This window comes from Leisingera daeponensis DSM 23529, from assembly GCF_000473145.1.
In the GTDB taxonomy this organism is placed as follows: domain Bacteria; phylum Pseudomonadota; class Alphaproteobacteria; order Rhodobacterales; family Rhodobacteraceae; genus Leisingera; species Leisingera daeponensis.
Window position 1 is genome coordinate 1 of the sequence record NZ_KI421503.1, and the last position, 21463, is coordinate 21463.

Consider the following 21463-nt stretch of genomic DNA (forward strand, 5'->3'; position numbering starts at 1 on the left):
CAGAGGCTCGAACCCACTCGATCACCAGGCGGTTTAGATGCGGCGACAAGCTGTAGCGATCACAGAACACCGTAACTCAATATATAGGGATAATAGCGACATCTTCGACACAGTTATTTGGTCATGTCTCGCGGCGATACCTATGTAACAATCTGTTTTATATTGACTTTATGCGACTGCACGGCTGTCAAAACACATGCGGGTCTAGGACTCGAAACGCCCGACAGAACCGCGAAACCTAGGGTGCCAAAACGAACAGTATCGGCTAGGCCTTACAAACGGGCTGTGATCACTTGACGCCCGTCCGCTCTTCAATCACGGCAGACCAACAAATAACCAAGTCGCTTCAGGGGCCTGGAAGGCAGCAGAAGTCGGCTGGGTTGCCCCAGCCGATTCTTTGCGTCACACGGAGTCTTTGGGCCCCCAGGGGATGACGGCCTGCAGAGACAGATCATCCTGGTTGGCGGCCTTGCCGAGGTTGGCGTTGAAGCCGTGGTCGCGGATGGTCAGCGTGTAGTAGTCGGCGCCGGTCTCCTTGTTCTGCTTCTTCCAGATACCGCCGCACTCGACCAGCTTGCCGCGCGGAGAGCGGCCGAGGACGCGGTGCGTGGGGGCCATCGGGTTCGTGCTCGCGACGGGTTCGACCGTAATGTCGAGGTCGAAGGTCAGGGTCGAGATGGAGCCGACGCCCTTGGCGGTTTCGATGTCGGCGCTGGTGAATTTGATGCAGTTCGTGGTCATTGCTCTTCTCCTTGTTTGCGTTGCAATGATGGTCACCTTGCAGCTGGCCAAGGCACGGCCACACCGAAGGCGGAGCGCAGCGGAGAGGGGCAGGCGCCGGTCTTTTTGCCTCGCGCGGAATGACCCGCAGGGGCAGGGGAAAAAGATCGGCGACAACCTTTGTGGATGGGACGACAGCTGCGACCAGCATGTCATGCAACTCAGACAAAGGGAGAAGTGCGGTGGCCGCGAAGGAAAGGGGGGGCGAACAAGCCGAGGGAGATGCTGCCGGGCACAAGTGACGTCTTCGCAACTGTACTGACAATTGAGATTCAGTAAGCCCAAAGTCGCCAGATCACAATGCGATGGCAGCAGCGGGCATTTACCCAAATCCTCTGGCAGGGCAGGATCGTTTGCGTCAGCATTCGGCGATCCTGGGCTCCGGGTACGATCGCGGAGAGACGCACTCATCTGCGCAGTGCACGACAACCGGTCAGAACAGGCACCCGAAGCGCTTTCGTTACCTAATGGCAAAGCTGCTTCCGCAAAGACGCCTAACTGAAGTTCGGATCTGGGTTAGAGATCGCTCAGCAGCTCGATCGCACGTGCAAGCGGCAAAGCGCGAATGTCATTCGACATCGGAACTTCACGCTCTCCCGCATAGACAAGGAAGCTTCGATTGGCCCGTGTATCCTCCGCGCCCGTGTGAAACCCTCTTGAGACCTTTGGCGTGGTTGTGCGCTTTATCTCGATCGCCCAGGTCTCGCCGCCGGGCAGGCGGAGGACCAGATCGAGCTCCGCACCTGCGGAGGTTCTGTAGAAGTAGGGCTCTGTGCCGGTAGGTGCCGCGGCAAGAAGGGTCTCTATGCAAAACCCTTCCCAGCTTCCTCCCACCACAGGATGACCGAGGAGCCCTTCGATCGTGCCGATACCGAGAAGGGCATGAACGATGCCGCTGTCCCTGACATAGACCTTGGGCGATTTGACTAGACGCTTGCCGACATTGTCATGCCAGGGCTGCAGCCGCCGCACGAGCATGAGGTCGACAAGCAAATCGAGATACCGACCGACCGTCTGCCCTGAAACACCCAAGCCTTCGGCGAGTGCGGCGGCGTTCAAAAGACCGCCCTGAACATGCGCCAGCATGGTCCAGAAGCGCCGCAAAGTCGCGGCCGGAATCCGCGGCCCGAGGGCAGGGATGTCCCGTTCGAGGTAGGTGCGCAGGAAATCCAGGCGCCAGTCCATGCTGTCCTGATCGCTCCCAGCCGAGAAACTGTCGGGAAAGCCGCCGCGCAGCCACAGCGTGTTCAGTTGATCCGCACCCACCTCCGCGAGCTGCAGGGGGGGCATCTCGATATACCTGACACGGCCCGCGAGGGACTCGGCCGACTGCTGTAAAAGGACATTTGAGGCAGACCCAAGCAAGAGGAACTGGCCCGTCCGGAACCCAGCCCGACGGCGGTGATCGATCTGGCCTCGAAGGGTTTTGAATAGACCAGGCATCTGCTGAACCTCGTCCAGGATAACAAGCTTGCCCGCTTGCTCGTCGAGATAGAGATCTGGCTCGACCAGGATTTGCCTGTCCGCCCCTCGCTCAAGATCGAGATAGACTGACGGCTGCTCAGAAGCGATGTCGAGTGCAAGTGTCGTTTTCCCAACCTGGCGGGGGCCGAGAAGGACCACGGCGGCTTGGCTCTCTAAGGCAGATTGCACGAGTTGATGGGTCTTACGTTGGTACATACCTTGCAAATACTCCATATCGCGGAAGATTTGCAAGGTTAATCTTTGCAGCAGCCACATACGGTTGCTCTATTCGGAGTATCATATTACCGCAGCACAATAGCAGTGGCTCAGGAGCAGCGGCGCAATATGACTGCATTCGAATCCATATCCAAGGGACTAAGAGAGGCTCTGGGTTTCGCGAATGCCGACCTCGTCGGTTCGAAGGTGCATGAGGTTCCCGTCGCCGAAGTCCATCAACAAAGCGGCCAGTCCCAAGCAGCGTTTGCAAAGAAGCCTTCTGTCGTGCAGGACCTTTTGCGCGGCGCGTGAACCGGGGCCTAAGCCCCGATCCTCTTGATGCGGATGCCTAGCTTGCGGGCCTTGTCGACGATGTTCTCGGTGATCCCTGAACCAGGTGTCGCGATCAGACCCTGCGGCATAGTTTCGAGCATCTTGTCGTTGCGCTTGAAGGGGGCGGCCTTGCCGTGGCTCTTCCAGTCGGGTTTAAAGACCACTTGGGTGACGCCACGGGTATCTGCCCAGCGGGCCGCGATCATCTCAGCGCCTTTGGGCGTGCCGCCATGCAGCAGCACCATATCGGGATACTTGGTGTGCGTGGCGTCGAGGACGGACCAGATCAGATCATAGGCCTGATAGTCCCCGCCCGAGAAAGCAATCCGCGTGCCTTCGGGGCAGTGCACCTCGGTCTCCTTGCGCCGCTTGGCTGAGAGATAGGCCCGGCTGTCCACCACGGCGGAGGTGAGCCCGCGATGCGAGACCTTGGAACCAGTGCGCGGCAGCCAGGGTGAACCTGTGGCGGCCGAGAAGTGGTCTACCGCCAGATCCCGCATCTGCTCAAAAGCGTCGCGATGGTCCCAGAGCTTGAGCCCGATCATCAGGAGGCGCTCGAGCTCGACCGAGGCGACCTCGGAGCCGTCCTGTACGCCCAGACTTTCCCGGACCTCGAATTCATTGTCGTCGAGAAGCTTCTGGATATGGATGAGCCGGCGATGGAAGATCGAGGTGAGGGACCAGAGCATCTCTTCGAGATTGTCTTCCAACTGGCTGCCGGTGAGGAGGCCGGTGGTGGTGTCGAAAAGCGTCGCCATGGCGAGCTCGACCTCGTCGGGCTGGGGCAGGGGGCGATGATCGGTCTCGCCGGGACCCGGTGTTGCGCCATGAAGTGCAAGGTGGTCGAGGATGGCGGAGGTTGCACCGGTCTCCTCTTGAGTGTCTGTTTGATGGGGCATTGTCTGGTTCCTCTGTTTGATCTGACCCGATTTGGATGGGGCGATACCAGGACCGGCGGCGACCGGGCCGCATCCGTCCGGATCGAAGCGCAGCGGAGAATGCGCCGCGGGCCGGAAAATTGTTCCCGCGAGGAATGGCCCGCCACGGTCATGTGGTGGGGCAGGGGAATTTTTTGGTTCGGGGCGCATTGCTGCCCGGGCGAGGGGCACTCAGCCCCGACCCGCTGGTCCATCGCTCCCCTTTTCCAAACGGGATCAGATCGAACCTGCGGAACCTTTGCCCTGTCGGACATCCCCGGGGAGGTTGGCGGTCAGCCGTCCTCGATCTCCAGACCTTGTGCTTTCATGGCCCCTAACAGGGAACGGCGCAGCGCATCTCTGCCAAATGCCCGCAGATCGTCGTTGAAATCGCCCATGCTTGGCACGAGTTCTCCACAGGTAATTATAAGCGATTCCAGTTGGTTACGCAATCTTGTTGATGCATTGCGTCCAGCTTCGTCATTGTCCCGCGCGATCCAGATGCGCTTGATCCCCGGCGGCGGAATGAAGAGGCCGAGATGGGTGGTGGTGAGACAGGAGGCGAGGTCGAACTCAGGGAGCGCCGTGCCGACCGAGAGGGTGTTCTCGAGACCTTCGCCGACGATGAGATCAGAGCGAGCGGTGCCGGACCAGAAGCGGATGGCATGGCCGTGCAGCTGCCCCAGGATCCGTTTCGGGCTCTCGATCGCGGCCAAACCGCCGGTGGACGGGTCGAGATAGACCCTTGCGCATCCGGTGATCTGGCCCCGATTGTCGGTGATCTTCGCGAGCAGGGCAGGGGCCCTTTGCGGCGGATCGGGATCGTCCTCGCCCTGCCGCAGGAAGACCCTCGGGTGATAGCGGAGTGCCGGACCCAGCCGTGTGATGCCGCGCCCCTGCAGATAGGTGGCGGCCAGGGTGCCAAGCACCGGCTTGCCAGCGGCGAAAAGTTTCCGCGCCCGCGCGATGCGTCTGCTGGAGGCTGCATCCGGGCGCTCAGCCCATTGGGTCTCACGAGGTGCGGCAGGGCAGGGGGCCTCGCCGAGAAAGGACCGAGCCTCCCTCAGCGTTTCCTTCAGCGTGACCGACGCAAGTCGCTCATGCAGCAGGTCGATCAGATCGCCATATTCACCCGTCGCATAGTCGTTCCAGGACCCAGCCTTGCGCCCACCTTGCGCCTGGAGCCGGATCGCGAGACTCTGCCCTTTGGCGCCCGAAGTATCGCCAATCTGCCAATAATTGCCCTGCTTGCGCCCCTCGGGGAAGTACTGGCGGCAGAAACTCTCGGCGCGATCAGCGAGATCGGCCGAGAGATCTGCGATGCTGCGCCGCGCGCTCATGCGGCGGCATCCGCAGCACTTGCACCAACCGGATGATCTACGAGTACACGCGCCAGCACGTCGATGCCATCTACCGGGATGAACACTCGCGTCTTCCATTGGATCACTTCGGTGAAACAGCCCAGGGCCTTCAGCCTGGGCAGGGCCGCGCCAGACGCGCCAATGAGTTCAAGCCTCGGTTGTCCCATGACCAGCGAGCGGCGCAGTTGGTAGCCGCTAAGAAGGTTCAGAGTCGTTCTAGCCTGCATCACCGCGGCGAGGACCTCTTGAGGCGACATCTCGATCTGACAATCGAGCCCGAGCCGCGCATAGACGTTCAAGAGCTGCTCCTGGCTGACCAGACGCCCGATGGCGCGTTCCCCGTCCTCAGTCTGCAGGCGGTAGATGCGCATATTGTCGGCGGGCAGCCGGTCCCAGATCGGCAGGAGCAACCCGCAGATCAGCGTGATTTTCGACGTCGTGAACTCCGGCACCGTCTCAACCTCGGCCTGCCAGAGCTGTTCGAACATCGCATCATCGATCTCTTCCCAGTGCGACTTCGAGAACTCGGTCAGTGCGAGGATTTCGGTCGCCATAGGTCGTAGCAGTTTCACCCGCAGGATCGGCACGCCGTCCTCATCCATGAAGGCCGGCGCCTTCACCATCAGCGCCGCACGCTTGGAGGTCTTGTTCCAACAGAGCGTCGCACCCTTCGTATCGGCCCAGATGGCTTTGACGCGGGGCAGGGTGAGCGGGTCGTTGCGATCCGTGCGTTCAACTGTCAGCGCCGTCGCGGTCGCACCCGTTGCCTCATGCTCAAAGATGACCTTACGCTCAACAACCTCGAACTTCTCGGCCCGCAGGGTTTCCAGGCCAACGTCAAGCGTGCCGGCCTGGCGCGCATCCTCGATGATCGCGGAGAGGAAGGTGCCAAACGCATCAAAGATGGCGTCCTGCATCTCAATGGTGAGCGCCAGACAGCGATTGAGGAACTGCTGGATTGGCGGCAGGGCCTCTTTCATCGAGCCGTCCGCGTCATCGAGCGTCAGACCGGTCATCTCTTGGAACCGCGAATATGAGCAGGCATCGATCTTGCCAGCGCGCAGTTTGTAGAAGAACAGACGCAGGGCTGCGCGCGCATAGGGGCTTTCCAGATTGTCTTCCGCGCGGAACATGTTCTGGCCACCGGTCTCACGTTGGCCTTTGGTGATCGCCCCAAGCGTGTCGAGACGCCGCGCGATGGTGGAGAGAAACCGCTTCTCGCCTTTGACGTTCGTGGCGACGGGTCGAAACAGCGGCGGTTGTGCCTGATTGGTGCGGTTGGTACGGCCAAGGCCTTGGATGGCATTGTCAGCCTTCCAGCCTGGCTCCAACAGGTAATGCACACGCAGGCGCTGGTTCTTGGCCCCAAGATCAGCATGGTAGCTCCGTCCCGTGCCACCGGCGTCTGAGAACACCAGAATGCGCTTGGTGTCGTCCATAAAGGCCTGGGTTTCGCCGAGGTTTGAAGAAGCAGGTCTGTTCTCGACTTTGAGACGCCCGTCAGGCGTGCGCACGATCCGGCGTTTACGCCCCGTGACTTCAGCCACGACACCGCCGCCAAAGTGCCAGAGGATCTGATCCAATGCACCTTGCACGGGTGCAAGTGCGCCAAGATGCTCGATGAGATCATCCTTCCTGCGCTCCGCCTCGCGGCAAATCACCGGATTGCCAGTGGCATCAAGGGCTGGGCGGGAGCGCAGATCACCGTTCTCGTCGGTGTAGGGTTCAAACAGCTGTGTGGGGAAGGAATGTGCCAAATAATCCATCACATATTCCCTCGGCGTGATGTCGACCTGCAGATCATGCCACTCTGACGGTGGGATATCGGCAAGGCGACGTTCCATCAGCGCCTCACTGGTCGAGACGACTTGCACAACGACGGAATGGCCTGCCTCAAGGTCAGCATCGATGGCTTTGATGAGTGTGGGGCATTTCATCGCCGTGATCAGATGGTTGAAAAAGCGCTGCTTGTTGCTCTCAAACGCCGAACGCGCGGCGGATCTCGCCTGGGGGTTCAGCGTGCCGGTCTCGGAGGAAATACCCGAGGCCTGCAGCGCGGCCTCGAGATGGGTGTGGATGATCTGATAGGCATCGGCGTAGCTGTCGTAGATCGCGACCTGGGCAGGCGTCAGCTCATGGACCAGCATCTCGTATTCGACCCCGGCATAGGAGAGGGACCGCGCGAGATAGAGCCCGAGCGCCTTCAGGTCGCGCGAGATCATCTCCATGGCCGCAATGCCCCCAGCCTCCATCGCGGCGACGAATTCCGCCCGCGTCACGAAGGGGAAATCCCCAGTGCCCCAAAGGCCAAGTCGCGAAGCATAGGCGAGATTGCCGACGACCGTAGCGCCGGTGGCCGAGACATAGAGCACACGCGCATCGGGCACGGCGTTCTGCAGTGCGAGACCCGCAAGGCCCTGTTGGGACGCCTTCTTGTCGCCGCGCGCGGCCTTTTCGCCAGCCGCATTGGCCATCGCATGGCTTTCATCAAAGGCGATCACGCCGTCAAAATCGGTACCAAGCCATGCAACAACCTGATCAAGGCGTGAGGCTTTGCCGTCCCGCTCGGCAGAGCGCAGCGTGGCATAGGTGATAAAAAGGATGCCTTCGGGCAGACGGATGTCGCTCCCCTGGCGGAATTTCGACAGCGGCACGATATCGCTTTCGCGCCCCCCGAGCGCCATCCAGTCACGTCGCGCATCCTCGATAAGCTTGTCGCTTTTTGACACCCAGACCGCACGGCGGCGTCCTTGCAACCAGTTGTCGAGGATGATGCCCGCGACCTGCCGCCCCTTGCCGCAGCCCGTGCCATCACCCAGGAACCAGCCCTTGCGGAGGCGGAAGGCACCCTCGTCGCCCTCGGCCGCCGCCATCAGCTGACCTTCGATGTCGCCGCGCTTGAACCAGCCCTTCAGGTGCGTCTCGTGGGCATTGCCCGCGTAGATTACACTTTCCAGCTGCGGCGCGGAGAGGAGGCCATCCGCGACGAGGCTCTTCGGCAGGAGCGGGCGGTAGGTCGGGACAGGTGGCGGCACCGAGGCCATGGCGGCGGATTGGACAAGTGCGGTCGGATGCACCGCCGCGCCGTCTATCAGGATCGCCTGAAGGTCATAGGCCTCGTAGACCGTGTCCTGCAGCGTGCCGTCGGGTTCGCTCCAGGCTTTCGGCAGGTAGTCGAGTGGTGCCGTTTCGATGTCGTCGAACGGGTGCTTCGCACGTTCCTTGGCGAGCGCACGGGTTTCCTGGCGAGCGGCGTTGCGCAGGGAGTGCAGGTTCGTGCGACCTGGGCGGGTCGGCACCGACAGGGCCGTACTGGAGGGGCAGGGCGGAGCGCTGCGCCGCGCCGGGCAATGGGCGAGCACTGCGGAGAGAAGATCACCCGTTGTCGCACAGATCGGATGGTAGGTGGTCGCGTTTTCGACAGGTGCGGTGTCGCCTTCGTCGGCCACACGCTTGTCGATCACCGTGAGCCGCGTGTCGATCGTGGTGCCATGCCGCGCGAAGACCTTGCCGTCGATCGCGGCGGAAAACACCACGTCAGCGCTTTGCGCGATCCGCTGAAACGTCGATTGGAAAGATTTCGTCGAGGGTCGGAAACTCTCGCCGGTAATGACGGCAAGGCGCCCACCCCGCGCGAGGCGTGCCAAGGCGGAAAGCACATGCTGGCTGGTTGCCTGACGGAACCGGCCTTCGACATGGTTCGCCGCGGAAAACGGCGGGTTCATCACGATGACAGAGGGCGTGATCGACCTATCCAGCCGGTCGTCGATCGACGCGGCATCGTGGTCTGAGATAACCGCATCGGGGAACAAGTGCCCAAGTAAGGCGCGTCGCGTTTCGGCGAGTTCATTCAGTGCCATACGAGCGTCTGCAATCCGGGCGAAGATCGCCAGCATGCCGGTGCCAGCGGATGGCTCGAGCACGAGATCGTCGGTCCGAAACCCCGCAGCCTGCGCGACAATGGCGGCTAGCGGCAGAGGGGTTGAGAATTGTTGCAGGCGGACACTGTCTTCCGAGCGCCGCGTGTGGGAGGGGGCCAGACCGGCGAGACGTTCGATCATGGTGAGGAAGGCTTGTGGCGAGGCGGCCTGACGTTGCATCAGCACGCCATAGCGTGAGAGCATCTGGATTTGGGCGATCTCGGCGGCCTCATAGGCGTCCTTCCAGACCCAAGCGCCGCTGGTGTCGTTGGCGCCGAAAGCATTTTCCATCGCGGCGCGGAGGGCGGCAGCGTCGATGGGTCGGCCAGCCTCGAACAAAGAGGCGAGGGTTCTCGCGGCCTGGACCAGGTTGTGGGCGAAGCGCGCGGCATCCGGCAAGGCAGGGGCCTCGGCCTCGCTTGCAAGGGGGACGGAATGGGGGTGAGCGTTCATTGGCAATCTCCGGGGTTGAGGGTTGGCCCCAAGCCCCGCGCGCACTCTTTCACCCGGGAGGGGTCACCCCTCCCGCCCTGCCTTTCGCTCTTTCATGGCAGTGCTGAACTCCGTCCCGGCAGGGGAAAGTTATCCCCAAAATCTGGGGATTGGGCTGTGGGCGCTGTCGCGGAAGCCCTTGTCAGCTTGACGCATTGCCAGCTCGCCTAAGTCTTGGGCGGTTTGCGGCCTGCGCATCCGAAACGGGCATGTCGTCGACCGAACGGCGGCCGTACAACCCTCAGGAAGAGCTCTGAAAAAGAAAAGGGCGGCATCCGGGAGGAGGTGGATGCCGCCGATTATTCCGGATCGGCTCAGGGAGGAGGAGAGAACCGATCTTGTTTGTAAGATAGTGGCTATGCTGCAATCGCACAATAGGCAGGCCATGATATTTCTGCATTGCAGCGATGCGAGACCGATTGGGATTGCCGCAAGAAAGGGAGCGTATGCCACCTGTGCCGGTTCCTAAGGGTGAGCCTGCGCTTGAGCGGCAGCGGACTGGGGTATTTGACCAAGCGACCGTACTGGCACAGCCTGTCGCGCCTCGGGCAAACAGCCCGTCTCATAGTCGCCAACGAATCCCCAGCAGGCGTCGATCTCCTCGCCATCCTGCTCAATGACATAGCCATAGACCCGACCGCCAAGATAAGCATCGTAGGTGACGATTTCGCCGCGCAGGATGTCTTCGGCCCTTTCGCGCAGAGCCTTGGTGACGCGTTTTGCACCGAACTCCTTCCGAACCGCCTCGAGCGTCACATAGACATAACCGACCTGACCGGAATCCCATGGGAAGTGAAACCCGATGGTGTTCATCGCGAGGCCGGAATGGTCATAGAGAAACACGGGCAGGATGATCGCCTTGCGCTCTGCGCGCCCGCGTAGCTGGTCCATCGAGAGGTCGCTCTGGCCCGAGACACTCGCGAGGTCACGCAAGAATGCCTTAGGGCTGTCGAACTGGTGGCTGTCGCCCAGCCGGTATCTCCGATGCCAACAGATCAGCGTTCCGAGGTTGGACCACTCCCGTGGGCTCTCAGCATCCGGGTCGTGGTAGATTTTGATGGTGTGGCCCTGGTAGGCCTCCTTGTAAACGGGGTCATGCATGTCGATTTCCTTTCTTGAAACGCAATCGACCCGCCAGGCCGGCTAAGGCGTATGCGGGTCGATCTGGACGTGGTCAGGTGGTTGGTAAGTTTACCGTCCGGCGGATCAGGCGGCAGCGCGGTTCTGGCGATGCTGGACGTGCTCGACGGAGACTTTCAGGAGCCAATCCTCGAAACCGAGAATGGTCTGGTGACCCGCAACCGCCTCGACCCAGGCCGCACGCGGATCGCGGCCGATTTGCGTCGGGTCGTTGTCGATCCGGCCATTGGCCATCCACGGCTCCGGTTGGATGCGTCCGAGCCAGTCCGCCAGCGACGGGATGCGCCCCTGGCAGTCTTCGCGCACATGCTGCTCACCAATCCAGCGGATCGGGACGACCCGGCCGGCGCTGTTAGTCAGGCTGTGGCCGAAAATTCGTTGAGCATCATAGACCCCCGCCGTATGATGACGATAGGCTCTGTGAACGAAGAGGGCCAGGTGCTCTTTGGATGAGTCGAACCAATCATGCACATGTTGGTAATCCTCTGGAACACCACCGAATTTTCGGGCGGAGCTTTCGGCGTGGTGGAGGGGATGTGCCATGTCAGAGCCCCTCATGTTCGGTGATATTGGTTTCGACATAGCGGTTCGAGTGGCTGACATCGATCTTGTCGGTCTCGAGCGCCCAGGTGAGTTCGCCATAGCCACCTTCATTGTTCTCGAAACCGGGGCTCAGCGCATAGGCAAAGTCCCAGCCGAAATCTTCGACCCGGCGGCGCATTACTTCCGTCAGGGTGATTGTGCCAGGGGTCACAACGACATCCTCGACATTGCCGGAATCGCCGTAGCCTTCGTATTGCACCTCGATGCAGATCACACCGAGGGCGCGCAGTTCGGAGAGAAGGGTCGCGCGGGTCTCGACCCGCTGTTCGGCAGCGCGTCTCTGGGATTCGAGCATCTGCGCGTAGAAATCGTTTACTTGTGTCATGTCTTCAGTCCTTTGGAATTGAGGGAAGGGGAGGGCGACCGCTACGCGAGGCCGCCCCGGAGGCTTTCTTTGGCGGGCTTCAGGCCGCCGCGACGCCGCGTTTCGCGGCCGTGCGGTCAACCAGGTTGAAATAGAGGTTCTCGGTCGCGCGCTTGAACCCCGGCGGTTTGCGCGGGGCGAGGCAACGCACAGAAGCGCTGCAACTCTCGCCATGCTCCAACGCGAACTGCGTCACCTTGTCGATGAGGTCATCCATACCCGCGGCCTGGATGCGCTTTTCGGGGTAGCTCCCCAGCATCTGGAACTGGGTGACGACAAATGCGCCATCGCGATGCGCGGGATAGAGGGTGATCTGGTAGTCGAGTGTCTTGGCCATCTCTGGTCTCCTGCAGCGAGCGGAACGCGACAATCGCACCCCTTGGAACCCGCCAGCGCGAAAGGACCGCCCTTTGTGCAAGGGCGGTCCGGGGTGTTTTCTTGGTGGGAACGGGGTCGTCAGTATTCTGACGGGAGAAGCAGGGTGAGGACCCGGCGCGTCTGTTCGGGGTCGGAAGGTTCAGGCGAGCCATATTGGTAGTCGACGTCATACAGATCGACCTTGAACCAGACCGTCGTGCCATCGAATTCGATGACCCCCATTTCGTGCCAGCCTTGGGGGTCGCTGTCGGCATTGAACCCGTTGAACGCGGCAACACGGCGGGTCAGTTCCAGTTGCGCATCGATCCCAAGTGCCGCGACGCCGCGTGTCATAACGAACTGGCCCTTTGGGGCATCGGCGGCCGGGGTTGTGCCGAGGATGGAGCGGCGAAACGCGTCATTCTGCGCAGCGATCCGCGCGGCTTCCTGAACGGGATCGAGGTCGAGGGTCGTGGTCATGGGATGTCTCCGGGACGGGCCAGCCGATCCGATATCGGCTGCAGGCAACCCGCCAGCCGGAAAGGGCCGCCCTCGATGTGAGGACGGCCCTAGGCTCATGTCGTGTTCAGTTGGAAGTCTAATCGTCAGGCGGCATCCTCACTGAGGAAGGCGGGCAAGGACGATGGTTCATCGCTCTCTGCCTCGGCCAGAGCGTCTGCGGCGGGCACGGCGCCTTCCTCGGCCTCGGGCGCATCGCCAATCATTTTGGCGGCAGCCTCCGTCGCATAGACAAACACCATCCCGTCGGGCAGCCAGCGCGTCGTCTTTGCTGCCGTCGCAGCGTCGAAACCTTCCGTTTCGCCGGCCGTTTCCGCAAAGGCCCGCTCCATGGCAGCGGCGAGATCGCCCTTGCGCTCGCGATTACGATCTTCGGCGTAGTCGTCGCCGATCAGCTTGCGCGCTGTGGCCACAGCATGCCCCTTGTTGACCCGACCCCAGTAGTTTTGTGCGGTAGGGCGCCAGCAGGCCGCCACATCGACGTCAAGCCGCGCGCCGATCTCCTCGATGATCGGAGAGGGGCGATTGTCAGAGGAGAGCTGCGGTTTGACCGCCAGACCCGTTGCCCAGGCGAACAGCGCCTGCTTGTCCAAAATGGGCAGAGCCGACATCGCCCGGAAGTCTTCGGGCTTCTCCAGCGTCATCCAGTCGGTGGCGAGGTCCTGTTCCAGCGCCTCGAGCATCTTCTGGGCGACAGTGTCCGCGTGCAGCACCTCACGGTTTTGCGCCTGGAAGGGCGGGATCGAGATGTCGAGTGCCTCGTTGTTGTAGGACCGCCCCAAAGCCTGCTCGCAGAGCGCGTAGAGCATCGCGTCAAACGCCACTTCGAAATCCGCCGCCAGGTGTGACCGCAGGATGTGCTGGCGCGTGGCGCGCAGATCGTCGGCGAGGTTCGCCGAAATCCCGTCCGCCTTGCGCAATGTCGCAGCCGGGTCGGAGGTCGGCACCGGTGTGGAGGAGGTCGGCGGCGTCACCTGCGGACGGGCAGGGGAGGGGGCGCCATCCGCAACTACGGTGACCTCATCAGGTTCCGGCGCGGCAGGGATATCCTTGGGCCGCACCAAGCCTTTCTCGACGCGCAACGCCCCGTCGTGACCGATGGTCAGAACGACACCGGCGATGGCGCGGTCCTCGTCGGCAAAAGGCTGTCGCTCGCGCTGCAAGGCCTCGATCTCGCGGAGGCGCGGCTCGATGGCGTGGTATTCTTTAGTCTCGGCTTCCGTCCAGTCCTCCCCGTCATTCTGCGCCGCCAATTCTTCCTCACGCGCGATCAGACGTTCCTCCTGGGCGAGCAGGTCCGGATCAGGCTCGATGTCCGGCGGATAGACCCGCCCGAAACTGCGAAACGCGCCGTAATCCACCGAGAGATGCACCTCGACCCATTTCCACGCCGCCTCGAAGGGTTTGGCGGCGGTTTGCAGCTTCTCGATGGCAAGGCGCTCCAGGAGCTCGGGGTTTTCCATATGGGCGCTGGCCCGGTCGTCGAAGAGATCACGCAGCAGAACACCGCCCGCCGCCTCATAGGCTTCGATGCCGACAAAGCGCCCCAAAGCCGAGTGCGCCGAGTGCGCGGTCTCGGTCAGATGGCGTTTGATGCTTTGCGGATGGATGTGATAGCTGCCCTTCACCGCGTTCCAGACAGCCAGTTGGCGATCATGATCGTCGGTCAGCGTGAAGGCCATCACGCATTCGAGAGTCAGGTCGCCCGCGCGGAACTGCTCGATGATCTCGGGCGCGACACGGGCGAGTTTGAGGCGACGGCGCACCAGGTCGACGGAAACGCCGAACTTCAGCGCGATCTCTTCTTCGCTGCGGCCCTCGCCGATCATGTTGTCGAACGCCTCGAACTGGTCGGCGGGATGCATCGCCGCGCGCTGGAGGTTTTCCGTGGCGGAAGCGAGGATAGCTTCGCGCTCATCTTCAACAAGGCAGGGCACAGGATGATCTGCCGGGATAATGCCGTCTTCGGCGAGCTGCTTCAACGCCTTGAGGCGACGCCCCCCTGCATCGACCGCAAAACGCGTCTCAGACAGCGCATGAACCACAAGGTTCTGCTTGATGCCGGTCTGGCGGATGCTGGCGAGGAGCTCTGCATCATCGCTGGCGCTCGCGGCTACCTTGCGGACGTTGTGCGGGCTCGGCTCCAACTGGTTGAGCGGGATCATCCGGATGTCGGCAGCGCCTCCGGGCGCGGCTGTTCCGGTCGCGGAGGTCTTTTTCGCGGAGGAGGGTTTGGGTCGGGTCGTGGTCTTGGCCATAGTCAGGATCCTTGTCACGCCGGACCCGGAAGAGACTCTCTCTATCCTTTCAAGCCCGGCACCCGGGCTTCCCTTTCTTGGGCTCTCTCAAGGAAGTATAGACCTTGGACTAGGCGTTCAGTCCCGGCTTCTGGTGGATCGGATCGACGATGAAACTATACGGATCTTAAATCCGGATTTTGCAGATGTATTCGTAGGGCGTGAGCCCGCTGCTTGTTCTGAGCCGACGAGCGAGGTTTTTAGGCTTCAAGAAGTCGGCAAGGTGGCGGCGAAGCTGATCGTGACATTCGTAGTGAAAGCGTTTAACGGTACGTCTTTGATTGTCCGCTTCATTCGATCGATCTGGCCGCTGATCCATGGATGGTCGGGTTTTGTCAGCCGGTGTCCAATCCCATGGGCTTCGCAATTCATGTCGAATCGCATTTGCGGAGAATAGTCGGTGTTCTGATTGCGTGGCTGTTTGGCCAACTGGATGCCGTTGTCGGTCGGAATCGTGTGGATGCAGTAAGGAACGGCCTCAGGAGGCAATCTGGGAACTCCCATGCTGTCCTAGTGTCGGCCCAATCAACCAACTGGGCAACTGCGAATTTTCTGGTCCAGTCGATCACAACGACGTAGCGCGGAGCGAGTCAGATGCGTGATCGATGGCTGAAGGGCATAAAGAAGATCATCAAGCAGCAGCGTGCACCTTCGAAAGCCTACTATCGTCGCCTCCTCGGCCTCGCTGAGATCGGTCGGGTGCGGTTACCACAGACCTGACTTCCGGTGCTCAACCGTCTCACGCTTGCGCCACTTCGTGACCGTTTTCCCTTTGGCCTAGAGTTCCCGGATAAGCGCCGCAGTCGAAGCTTTCGATCACTTTTTTGCTGCTAGGATGACGGGCATGGTCGTGGCGCTGCCCGGACGAGCTTGCCTCACAAGGTTTTCTTACATTCCAACGAATGAATGGCACCAGAAAACTATGGGATCGAACACCGGGAAGACATATCTATTAATTGCCAATACTCTCAACCGAAGAACAAAGCTCTTGTGCGGTGTGCACCGCCCGTGTCGTGGTAACAGCCATCTGAGGCAAGATCACCCACTCTAGCATCCAAGCCGATCCGGACCTTTCCTGCTCGTGAATCAACGCCTGGTGGAGGCCCGCGATCTGTGTGGCATTAAAGCGGGCCAGCGTCACGAGTAGCTCGGCCAAGACAGGGTTTGACTTGTGGGGCATTGCCGAGGACCCGCCGCCACCTTTGAGCGAGATTTCGTCAATCCCCTGTTGCGCCATCAACGCTACATCCTGCCCGAATTTTCCGAGGGACCCGGTCACGAGGGATAAACGTCCAGCATAGTCTGCAATACCTGATCGGTCGGTATGCCAGACGGGTCCTTGCACAAGACCAAGCGCATCCGCCATGTAGCTGGCAATGCGATCTCCATCATCGCCGAAGCCGTTTCGTGTTCCGACCGCGCCGCCAAGCTGCAGTCGCTCGACGCGAGGCTTCAGAGCTTCCAGATTTGTAATGTGATCCTTGAAAGGTCGCCGCCAGCTTTCGATCCGGTCGGCAACAGTGATCGGCAAGGCCGCCTGCATGCGGGTCCGACCCATCAACGGGGCATCACCTTTCTCGTTGGCCAGTGTGGCAAGGCTGCAGTCCAGCGTTTGCAGTCTGTCGATCAGCACGCCCGAGACGTTTTTCAGGGTGAGCGACAGGGCCGTATCGAGTACATCTTGCGATGTGGCCCCAGTATGGATGGCGGCCTCGTTCCCACCAGCTTGCGCACGAAGTTGGCGCACGAAATCCGGGATTGGCAGCCCGTCGCGGAGGGTGGCATTTGCGAGGGATGTAATGTCAATCCTAGCTTCTATGATCGCTTCGGCGGCGTCCCGCCCTTTTTCCATAGAAACGCGACCGCAGGCTCCGAGTGCACGCGCAAGCGCCACCTCGAAAGCGCGAAAATGCGCAAGCTGCGCGTCTGCGGAAAAAAGGACTGCGATCTCCGTATCGCCGAAGAGCGTTCCAAGCCAGGGATGATCAAAAATCACGCCAAAGTCTCCAGCCGGTCGCAAAGGATATCGGCCAACAAATCCGGGACTTCGATGCAAGGCAGGTGCCCGACGTCTTCAAGGCAGGCATACTCGGCGCCTTGGATAAGGTCAGACATAGCTTGCACGATTTCCGGAGATGTCGCCTGGTCATCGGAACCCGCGACGCAGAGAGTGGGGCAGGTGAGGCGGCTTGTGGATTGGGTCAAGTCGGCATCCCGGATTGCGGCGCAGGTCGCGCGGTATCCATCCTTGGGGGTTCTGGTCAGCATCATGCCATACCCTGAGACGAGATCAGGTTGCTCGGCGCGGAAAGCCTTGGCGAACCAGCGTTCGAGGATACCGTCCGCCATCGCCTCCAGGCCGATTTCCTCTAACGCTGTGATACGCTCGGCCCAGCTGTCTGTGGTTCCAATTCGGTGGCTCGTGTTGCAAAGCACAAGGCCGGCAACAAGATTGGGGCGCGCAGCCGCGAGGGCCTGCGCGATCATACCGCCGACTGAGACACCGCAGATCATGGCATCGCGGAGGCCCAACGCATCCATAAGCTCTGCCAGATCGGACGCGAAGTCTTGGATTGTGAGGGCACCTGTTTCCGATAAACCGTGCCCGGACTTGTCGTAGGTCAGCACCGGAACGTCAAGAGGCAGGCCCTCGATCACTTGGTCCCAAATACGCAAATCGGTCCCAAGGGAATTGGCAAAGACGACTGCCCGCCCGTCTTTGCCAGGTCGATACCGGTAATGGTGCAAGCGTCCGTTGACGCGCAGGAACTCGGGCATCAGACGATCGCCGCCTCGGTCGCCGCGCGGATGTCATCGTGACTGACACCAGAGGCCGTCTCGACGATGTGGAGCCCCTTGTGATCGACCTCGAGCACACCGAGGTTGGTGATGATGAGATCGACAACACCCTTGCCGGTCAGGGGAAGGGTGCATTCCTTCAAAAGCTTGCTCTCGCCGTGCTTGTTGGTGTGATCCATGACGACGATGACGCGGCCCACGCCCGCAACGAGGTCCATTGCGCCGCCCATGCCCTTGACCAGCTTGCCGGGGATCATCCAGTTCGCGAGATCGCCTTTCTCGGAGACTTCCATTGCACCGAGAACGGCCGCTGCGATCTTGCCGCCCCGGATCATGCCGAAGGATGTGGCGCTGTCGAAATAGGACGTGCGGGCAAGTTCGGTGATGGTCTGCTTTCCCGCGTTGATCAGATCAGGGTCTTCTTCGCCTTCGAAAGGGAAGGGACCCATGCCAAGCATCCCGTTCTCGGATTGCAGGGTGATGTCCTTGTCGCCGACATAGTTCGCCACCAGCGTCGGAATCCCGATCCCAAGGTTCACATACATGCCGTCTTCAAGTTCTTTCGCGGCACGTTCGGCCATCTGGTTGCGGTCCCAGGGCATTATGCGTCCTCCTTGGTGCGGGTAGTGCGCTGTTCGATCCGTTTCTCGTGCTGACCCTGAATGATGCGGTGCACATAGATGCCGGGCAGGTGGATGTGGTCGGGGTCAAGCGAGCCACGCGGGACAATCTCCTCGACCTCGGCGACGCAGACCTTGCCGCACATCGCCGCCGGAGGGTTGAAGTTGCGCGCGGTCTTGCGAAAGACGAGGTTGCCAGTGTCATCGGCTTTCCAGGCCTTGACGATTGAGAGATCGGCAAAGATGCCTTTCTCCAAAATGTAGGTTTCGCCGTCGAACTCCTTGTGCTCTTTGCCCTCGGCAATGACGGTCCCGACACCGGTTTTGGTGTAGAAGCCGGGGATACCGCAGCCGCCTGCGCGCATCCGCTCAGCCAATGTACCCTGCGGGTTGAATTCCAGTTCGAGTTCACCGGAGAGATACTGGCGCATAAACTCCGCGTTCTCGCCGACGTAGGACGATATCATCTTCTTCACCTGCCGAGTCTGAAGCAGGATCCCGATCCCGAAATCATCGACGCCCGCGTTGTTGGAGGCAAAGGTCAGGTCCTTGTTCCCGGCCTCCTTGATAGCCTGCAGGAGAAGCTCGGGAATGCCGCAAAGACCAAAGCCCCCTGCGGCAATGAACATGCCGTCATGCAAGAGGCCATCGAGTGCCTCTGATGCAGACCCATAGAACTTCTTCATGCTGCAATCTCCTTCAGTCCAAGAATGCGCCGGGCTTCGGCCCAGGTGGCGACCGGGCGCTCATGTTGGGCGCAAATATCCGCTACCCGCCGCACCAGAGCGGCGTTCGAAGGCGCAAGCGTATCGCGGTCGAGTCGCACGTTGTCCTCCAGACCAGTGCGCGCGTGTCCGCCGGACGAGACGGCCCATTCATTCAGGGCCAGTTGCTGCGCCCCAATGCCCGCCGCGCACCATGGCGCATCATCGCCGAACAAGCGCTTCACGGTTTGGATGTAGAAATCGAACACCTCACGGTCGACCGGCATGGCGTTTTTCACGCCCATGACGAATTGCACGTAGGGCGTGTCCTTGATCCGCCCGTCAGCGTGCATCTGTGCCGCTTGCAGGATGTGGCTCAGATCGAAGGCTTCGATTTCCGGCTTCACGTTTTGTGCCTTCATCTCGGCGGCGAGCCAGTCCACCAGATCGGGTGGGTTCTCGTAGACACGGGTCGGGAAGTTGTTCGAACCGACCGACAGCGAAGCCATATCCGGTTGCAACGGCAGCATCCCGCCGCGCGTCTGTCCGGCGCCGGAGCGCCCGCCGGTGGAGAACTGGATGATCATGCCGGGGCAGTGCTTTTCCAGCCCTTCCTTCAGCCGAGCGAATTTCTCCGGATCGGAGGAGGGCGTCTCGTCGTCATTGCGCACGTGGGCGTGCACGATGGAGGCACCGGCCTCGAAGGCTTCCTGCGTGCTTTCGACTTGTTCGGACACGGTGATCGGCACGGCCGGATTGTTGGCCTTGGTCGGCAGCGATCCGGTTATCGCCACGCAGATGATGCAAGGATCAGACATCGAAGAATACCGTCTCGTTGTCGCCTTGAAGGCGGATGTCGAAGTGGTAGATGGGCATGCCGTCCTCTTCGCTCCGCTCGGCGATCAGCGTTGCGTGGCGGTGTTCCCATTCGATCAGGTTGAGCACAGGGTCCGCGGCATTGGCCGCGGTCTCGTCGCCGAAATACATCCTCGTGTTGAGCCCGATGTTGATCCCGCGTGCGACGATCCAGAGGTTCAGGTGGGGGGCCTGGGTACCGACGTTCCGACCCCGAGTCTTGCCGGGCTTGACGGTCTCGAAGCCCCATTCCCCGGTCTTAAAATCGGAGATCACGCGCCCCCAACCGCGAAAGCCATCCTCGACGGGACCGCCACCTTCCGGATGTGCATAGTGGCCGTCGGCGTTGGCCTGCCAGAGCTCGATCAAGACGTCCTTGATCGGTGCGCCCATACCATCAATTACACGGCCTTCAACCCGGATCCGTTCACCCTTGGCGTTTGGCCCGGTGATGTCGTGACCGAATTCCTGCTGGTAGATGTCGAAGCCCGCAGCACCTGGCGCAAGGCCGATGTGAACGTAAGGTCCGGCAGTCTGCGAGGCCGACTCTTTGAGATATGCTAGTTCCTGAGCCATCAGTTCCCCTCCAGACGGTTTTCAAACAGAGTTGAGCGGCGGCCGCGCAACACGATGTCAAAATTGTAGGCAATGCTGTCGAGCGGGATAGTCGCGTTCAGGTCGAGTTTCGCGGTCAGCTGCTCGATTGCGGCCGCGTCCGGGATTGTCCGGACGATCGGGCAGATGGGGATCAGCGGATCGCCTTCGAAATAGCATTGGGTGATGAGCCGCTGCACGAAACCCGACCCGAACACGGACACGTGGATATGGGCAGGGCGCCAGTTGTTGACCATGTTGCGCCACGGATAGGCGCCAGGCTTTACAGTCCGGAAGAAGAAGTAACCGTTCTCATCCGTCAGTGTCCGTCCGCAGCCGCCGAAGTTCGGATCGATCGGAGCAAGATAGGTGTCCTTTTTGTGCCGATACCGTCCGCCTGCGTTGGCCTGCCAGATCTCGACAAGCGTGTTCGGGACCGGTTTCGCGTTCTCGTCCAGAACCCGTCCGTGCAGGATGATCCGCTCACCGATCGGGCTTTCACCTGCCTTGGCGTAGTTTGTCAGCAGGTCGTTGTCGCTTTCATCGATATCGTTGTGACCGAAGCGCGGTCCTGTGATCTCACTGACGGAGTTTTGCAGCGAAATGAGCGAATAGCGCGGGCTGCGCGCCACGGATGTCTTGTAGTCCGGTGTGAAGGCCGGGGGATGGACACCTCGGTTCCTCTGATAGAATTCTCCGGGCTGGGTCATTGGTCCTCCTCCATCTCGGCATAGGTCGCTTTCGCAAGCTTGATTGCGTGATTGGCCTTCGGCACGCCGGCATAGACGGCCACGTGCTGAAAGGCCTGGATCACGTCGGTCTTGGTCGCGCCGGTATTGGCCGTGGCCCGGATATGCATCGGGATTTCTTCGAAATTCCCGGTCGCCGCCAGAAGGGCGAGTGTCAGCATCGAACGCTCGCGTCGCGAGATGCTGTCGTCGGACCAGACCGTGCCCCAAGCTCCTTCCGTGATGAGTGACTGGAAGGGTTCGTCGAAGTCGGTCTTTGCTGCTTCGGCGCGATCGACATGCGCGTCGCCAAGTACCGCACGCCGCGTTTTCATCCCTCTTTGAATCCGTTGATCCAACATGACATTCCCTCTGGCACTTTCCGTTGAGAGCGGAGATA

The 21463-nt window shown here is 61.0% G+C and carries 21 protein-coding genes; 1 reads left to right on the plus strand and 20 read right to left on the minus strand.

Annotated features, from left to right (window positions below; all coding sequences use genetic code 11):
- Positions 1 to 402: 402 nt before the first annotated feature.
- Complete coding sequence (locus DAEP_RS0121385; RefSeq protein ID WP_027246138.1) at positions 403 to 741, minus strand: DUF736 domain-containing protein; 339 nt, start codon at positions 739 to 741, stop codon at positions 403 to 405.
- Between the two features lie 555 nt (positions 742 to 1296).
- On the minus strand, positions 1297 to 2460 hold the full coding sequence (locus tag DAEP_RS0121390; RefSeq protein WP_027246139.1) for an ATP-binding protein: 1164 nt from the start codon (positions 2458 to 2460) through the stop codon (positions 1297 to 1299).
- A gap of 129 nt (positions 2461 to 2589) precedes the next feature.
- Here DAEP_RS0121390 and DAEP_RS23760 point away from each other — a divergent pair, with 129 nt between their 5' ends.
- The gene (locus DAEP_RS23760; protein WP_065331542.1) at positions 2590 to 2772 is read left to right on the plus strand and encodes a hypothetical protein; all 183 of its coding nucleotides are present in this window, start codon (positions 2590 to 2592) and stop codon (positions 2770 to 2772) included.
- An 8-nt stretch (positions 2773 to 2780) separates the two neighbouring features.
- On the opposite strand, the gene DAEP_RS0121400 is transcribed toward DAEP_RS23760, so the two are convergent.
- From DAEP_RS0121400 to pcaC, 18 genes are all read right to left on the minus strand, one after another.
- Positions 2781 to 3692, minus strand: coding sequence for a DUF2493 domain-containing protein (locus DAEP_RS0121400; RefSeq protein WP_027246140.1), 912 nt, complete (start codon positions 3690 to 3692; stop codon positions 2781 to 2783).
- Between the two features lie 311 nt (positions 3693 to 4003).
- Positions 4004 to 5050 (minus strand): DUF7146 domain-containing protein, encoded by a 1047-nt coding sequence (locus DAEP_RS0121405; RefSeq protein ID WP_027246141.1) that lies wholly within the window; start codon positions 5048 to 5050, stop codon positions 4004 to 4006.
- Positions 5047 to 9444: a strawberry notch-like NTP hydrolase domain-containing protein gene (locus DAEP_RS0121410; protein ID WP_027246142.1), complete on the minus strand. Its 4398-nt coding sequence runs from the start codon at positions 9442 to 9444 to the stop codon at positions 5047 to 5049. The genes DAEP_RS0121405 and DAEP_RS0121410 overlap by 4 nt, the downstream gene beginning before the upstream one ends.
- A gap of 504 nt (positions 9445 to 9948) precedes the next feature.
- Positions 9949 to 10584, minus strand: coding sequence for a hypothetical protein (locus tag DAEP_RS0121420; RefSeq protein WP_027246144.1), 636 nt, complete (start codon positions 10582 to 10584; stop codon positions 9949 to 9951).
- A gap of 105 nt (positions 10585 to 10689) precedes the next feature.
- A complete protein-coding gene (locus DAEP_RS23765; RefSeq protein WP_065331544.1) occupies positions 10690 to 11166 on the minus strand; it encodes a DUF6915 family protein in 477 nt (158 codons plus the stop codon).
- 1 nt (position 11167) lies between these two features.
- The gene (locus DAEP_RS0121430) at positions 11168 to 11551 is read right to left on the minus strand and encodes a DUF6878 family protein (protein ID WP_027246146.1); all 384 of its coding nucleotides are present in this window, start codon (positions 11549 to 11551) and stop codon (positions 11168 to 11170) included.
- Positions 11552 to 11630: 79 nt separating this feature from the next.
- On the minus strand, positions 11631 to 11927 hold the full coding sequence (locus DAEP_RS0121435) for a hypothetical protein (protein ID WP_027246147.1): 297 nt from the start codon (positions 11925 to 11927) through the stop codon (positions 11631 to 11633).
- Between the two features lie 119 nt (positions 11928 to 12046).
- Positions 12047 to 12427 (minus strand): DUF3768 domain-containing protein, encoded by a 381-nt coding sequence (locus DAEP_RS0121440; RefSeq protein WP_027246148.1) that lies wholly within the window; start codon positions 12425 to 12427, stop codon positions 12047 to 12049.
- A 125-nt stretch (positions 12428 to 12552) separates the two neighbouring features.
- Entirely contained in the window at positions 12553 to 14724 is a 2172-nt protein-coding gene (locus DAEP_RS0121445) for a ParB/RepB/Spo0J family partition protein (RefSeq protein WP_027246149.1), read from the minus strand.
- A gap of 246 nt (positions 14725 to 14970) precedes the next feature.
- Complete coding sequence (locus DAEP_RS24560) at positions 14971 to 15267, minus strand: hypothetical protein (RefSeq protein WP_407071223.1); 297 nt, start codon at positions 15265 to 15267, stop codon at positions 14971 to 14973.
- 448 nt (positions 15268 to 15715) lie between these two features.
- Positions 15716 to 16759 (minus strand): 3-carboxy-cis,cis-muconate cycloisomerase, encoded by a 1044-nt coding sequence (locus DAEP_RS0121450; protein ID WP_036761579.1) that lies wholly within the window; start codon positions 16757 to 16759, stop codon positions 15716 to 15718.
- Positions 16756 to 17541, minus strand: a complete 786-nt coding sequence (gene pcaD, locus DAEP_RS0121455; protein ID WP_027246151.1) for a 3-oxoadipate enol-lactonase — start codon at positions 17539 to 17541, stop codon at positions 16756 to 16758. Before pcaD ends, DAEP_RS0121450 begins: the two co-directional genes overlap by 4 nt.
- Positions 17541 to 18164: a 3-oxoacid CoA-transferase subunit B gene (locus DAEP_RS0121460; RefSeq protein ID WP_027246152.1), complete on the minus strand. Its 624-nt coding sequence runs from the start codon at positions 18162 to 18164 to the stop codon at positions 17541 to 17543. The genes pcaD and DAEP_RS0121460 overlap by 1 nt, the downstream gene beginning before the upstream one ends.
- Positions 18164 to 18868 carry a CoA transferase subunit A gene (locus tag DAEP_RS0121465; protein WP_027246153.1) on the minus strand — a complete coding sequence of 235 codons (705 nt, stop codon included), beginning with the start codon at positions 18866 to 18868 and terminating at the stop codon, positions 18164 to 18166. The genes DAEP_RS0121460 and DAEP_RS0121465 overlap by 1 nt, the downstream gene beginning before the upstream one ends.
- On the minus strand, positions 18865 to 19704 hold the full coding sequence (locus tag DAEP_RS0121470; RefSeq protein WP_027246154.1) for a 3-oxoadipate:acetyl-CoA acetyltransferase: 840 nt from the start codon (positions 19702 to 19704) through the stop codon (positions 18865 to 18867). The genes DAEP_RS0121465 and DAEP_RS0121470 overlap by 4 nt, the downstream gene beginning before the upstream one ends.
- On the minus strand, positions 19697 to 20317 hold the full coding sequence (pcaG, locus tag DAEP_RS0121475; RefSeq protein WP_027246155.1) for a protocatechuate 3,4-dioxygenase subunit alpha: 621 nt from the start codon (positions 20315 to 20317) through the stop codon (positions 19697 to 19699). The genes DAEP_RS0121470 and pcaG overlap by 8 nt, the downstream gene beginning before the upstream one ends.
- Positions 20317 to 21045 carry a protocatechuate 3,4-dioxygenase subunit beta gene (gene pcaH / locus DAEP_RS0121480; protein WP_027246156.1) on the minus strand — a complete coding sequence of 243 codons (729 nt, stop codon included), beginning with the start codon at positions 21043 to 21045 and terminating at the stop codon, positions 20317 to 20319. The genes pcaG and pcaH overlap by 1 nt, the downstream gene beginning before the upstream one ends.
- Complete coding sequence (gene pcaC, locus DAEP_RS0121485; RefSeq protein ID WP_027246157.1) at positions 21042 to 21425, minus strand: 4-carboxymuconolactone decarboxylase; 384 nt, start codon at positions 21423 to 21425, stop codon at positions 21042 to 21044. Before pcaC ends, pcaH begins: the two co-directional genes overlap by 4 nt.
- Between the last annotated feature and the right edge of the window lie 38 nt (positions 21426 to 21463).

Excerpts from the sequence above, each read along its gene's own strand:
- DAEP_RS0121445 (WP_027246149.1), bottom strand. The coding sequence starts at position 14,724 with ATGGCCAAGACCACGACCCGACCCAAACCCTCCTCCGCGAAAAAGACC.
- DAEP_RS0121390 (WP_027246139.1), bottom strand. The coding sequence starts at position 2,460 with ATGTACCAACGTAAGACCCATCAACTCGTGCAATCTGCCTTAGAGAGC.
- DAEP_RS23765 (WP_065331544.1), bottom strand. The coding sequence starts at position 11,166 with ATGGCACATCCCCTCCACCACGCCGAAAGCTCCGCCCGAAAATTCGGT.
- DAEP_RS0121465 (WP_027246153.1), bottom strand. The coding sequence starts at position 18,868 with ATGAAGAAGTTCTATGGGTCTGCATCAGAGGCACTCGATGGCCTCTTG.
- pcaC (WP_027246157.1), bottom strand. The coding sequence starts at position 21,425 with ATGTTGGATCAACGGATTCAAAGAGGGATGAAAACGCGGCGTGCGGTA.
- DAEP_RS0121435 (WP_027246147.1), bottom strand. The coding sequence starts at position 11,927 with ATGGCCAAGACACTCGACTACCAGATCACCCTCTATCCCGCGCATCGC.
- DAEP_RS0121470 (WP_027246154.1), bottom strand. The coding sequence starts at position 19,704 with ATGTCTGATCCTTGCATCATCTGCGTGGCGATAACCGGATCGCTGCCG.
- pcaG (WP_027246155.1), bottom strand. The coding sequence starts at position 20,317 with ATGGCTCAGGAACTAGCATATCTCAAAGAGTCGGCCTCGCAGACTGCC.
- DAEP_RS0121410 (WP_027246142.1), bottom strand. The coding sequence starts at position 9,444 with ATGAACGCTCACCCCCATTCCGTCCCCCTTGCAAGCGAGGCCGAGGCC.
- DAEP_RS0121405 (WP_027246141.1), bottom strand. The coding sequence starts at position 5,050 with ATGAGCGCGCGGCGCAGCATCGCAGATCTCTCGGCCGATCTCGCTGAT.
- DAEP_RS0121440 (WP_027246148.1), bottom strand. The coding sequence starts at position 12,427 with ATGACCACGACCCTCGACCTCGATCCCGTTCAGGAAGCCGCGCGGATC.
- DAEP_RS0121385 (WP_027246138.1), bottom strand. The coding sequence starts at position 741 with ATGACCACGAACTGCATCAAATTCACCAGCGCCGACATCGAAACCGCC.
- DAEP_RS0121460 (WP_027246152.1), bottom strand. The coding sequence starts at position 18,164 with ATGCCCTGGGACCGCAACCAGATGGCCGAACGTGCCGCGAAAGAACTT.
- DAEP_RS24560 (WP_407071223.1), bottom strand. The coding sequence starts at position 15,267 with ATGGGAGTTCCCAGATTGCCTCCTGAGGCCGTTCCTTACTGCATCCAC.
- pcaD (WP_027246151.1), bottom strand. The coding sequence starts at position 17,541 with ATGCCCGAGTTCCTGCGCGTCAACGGACGCTTGCACCATTACCGGTAT.
- DAEP_RS0121400 (WP_027246140.1), bottom strand. The coding sequence starts at position 3,692 with ATGCCCCATCAAACAGACACTCAAGAGGAGACCGGTGCAACCTCCGCC.
- DAEP_RS0121420 (WP_027246144.1), bottom strand. The coding sequence starts at position 10,584 with ATGCATGACCCCGTTTACAAGGAGGCCTACCAGGGCCACACCATCAAA.
- DAEP_RS0121430 (WP_027246146.1), bottom strand. The coding sequence starts at position 11,551 with ATGACACAAGTAAACGATTTCTACGCGCAGATGCTCGAATCCCAGAGA.
- pcaH (WP_027246156.1), bottom strand. The coding sequence starts at position 21,045 with ATGACCCAGCCCGGAGAATTCTATCAGAGGAACCGAGGTGTCCATCCC.
- DAEP_RS23760 (WP_065331542.1), top strand. The coding sequence starts at position 2,590 with ATGACTGCATTCGAATCCATATCCAAGGGACTAAGAGAGGCTCTGGGT.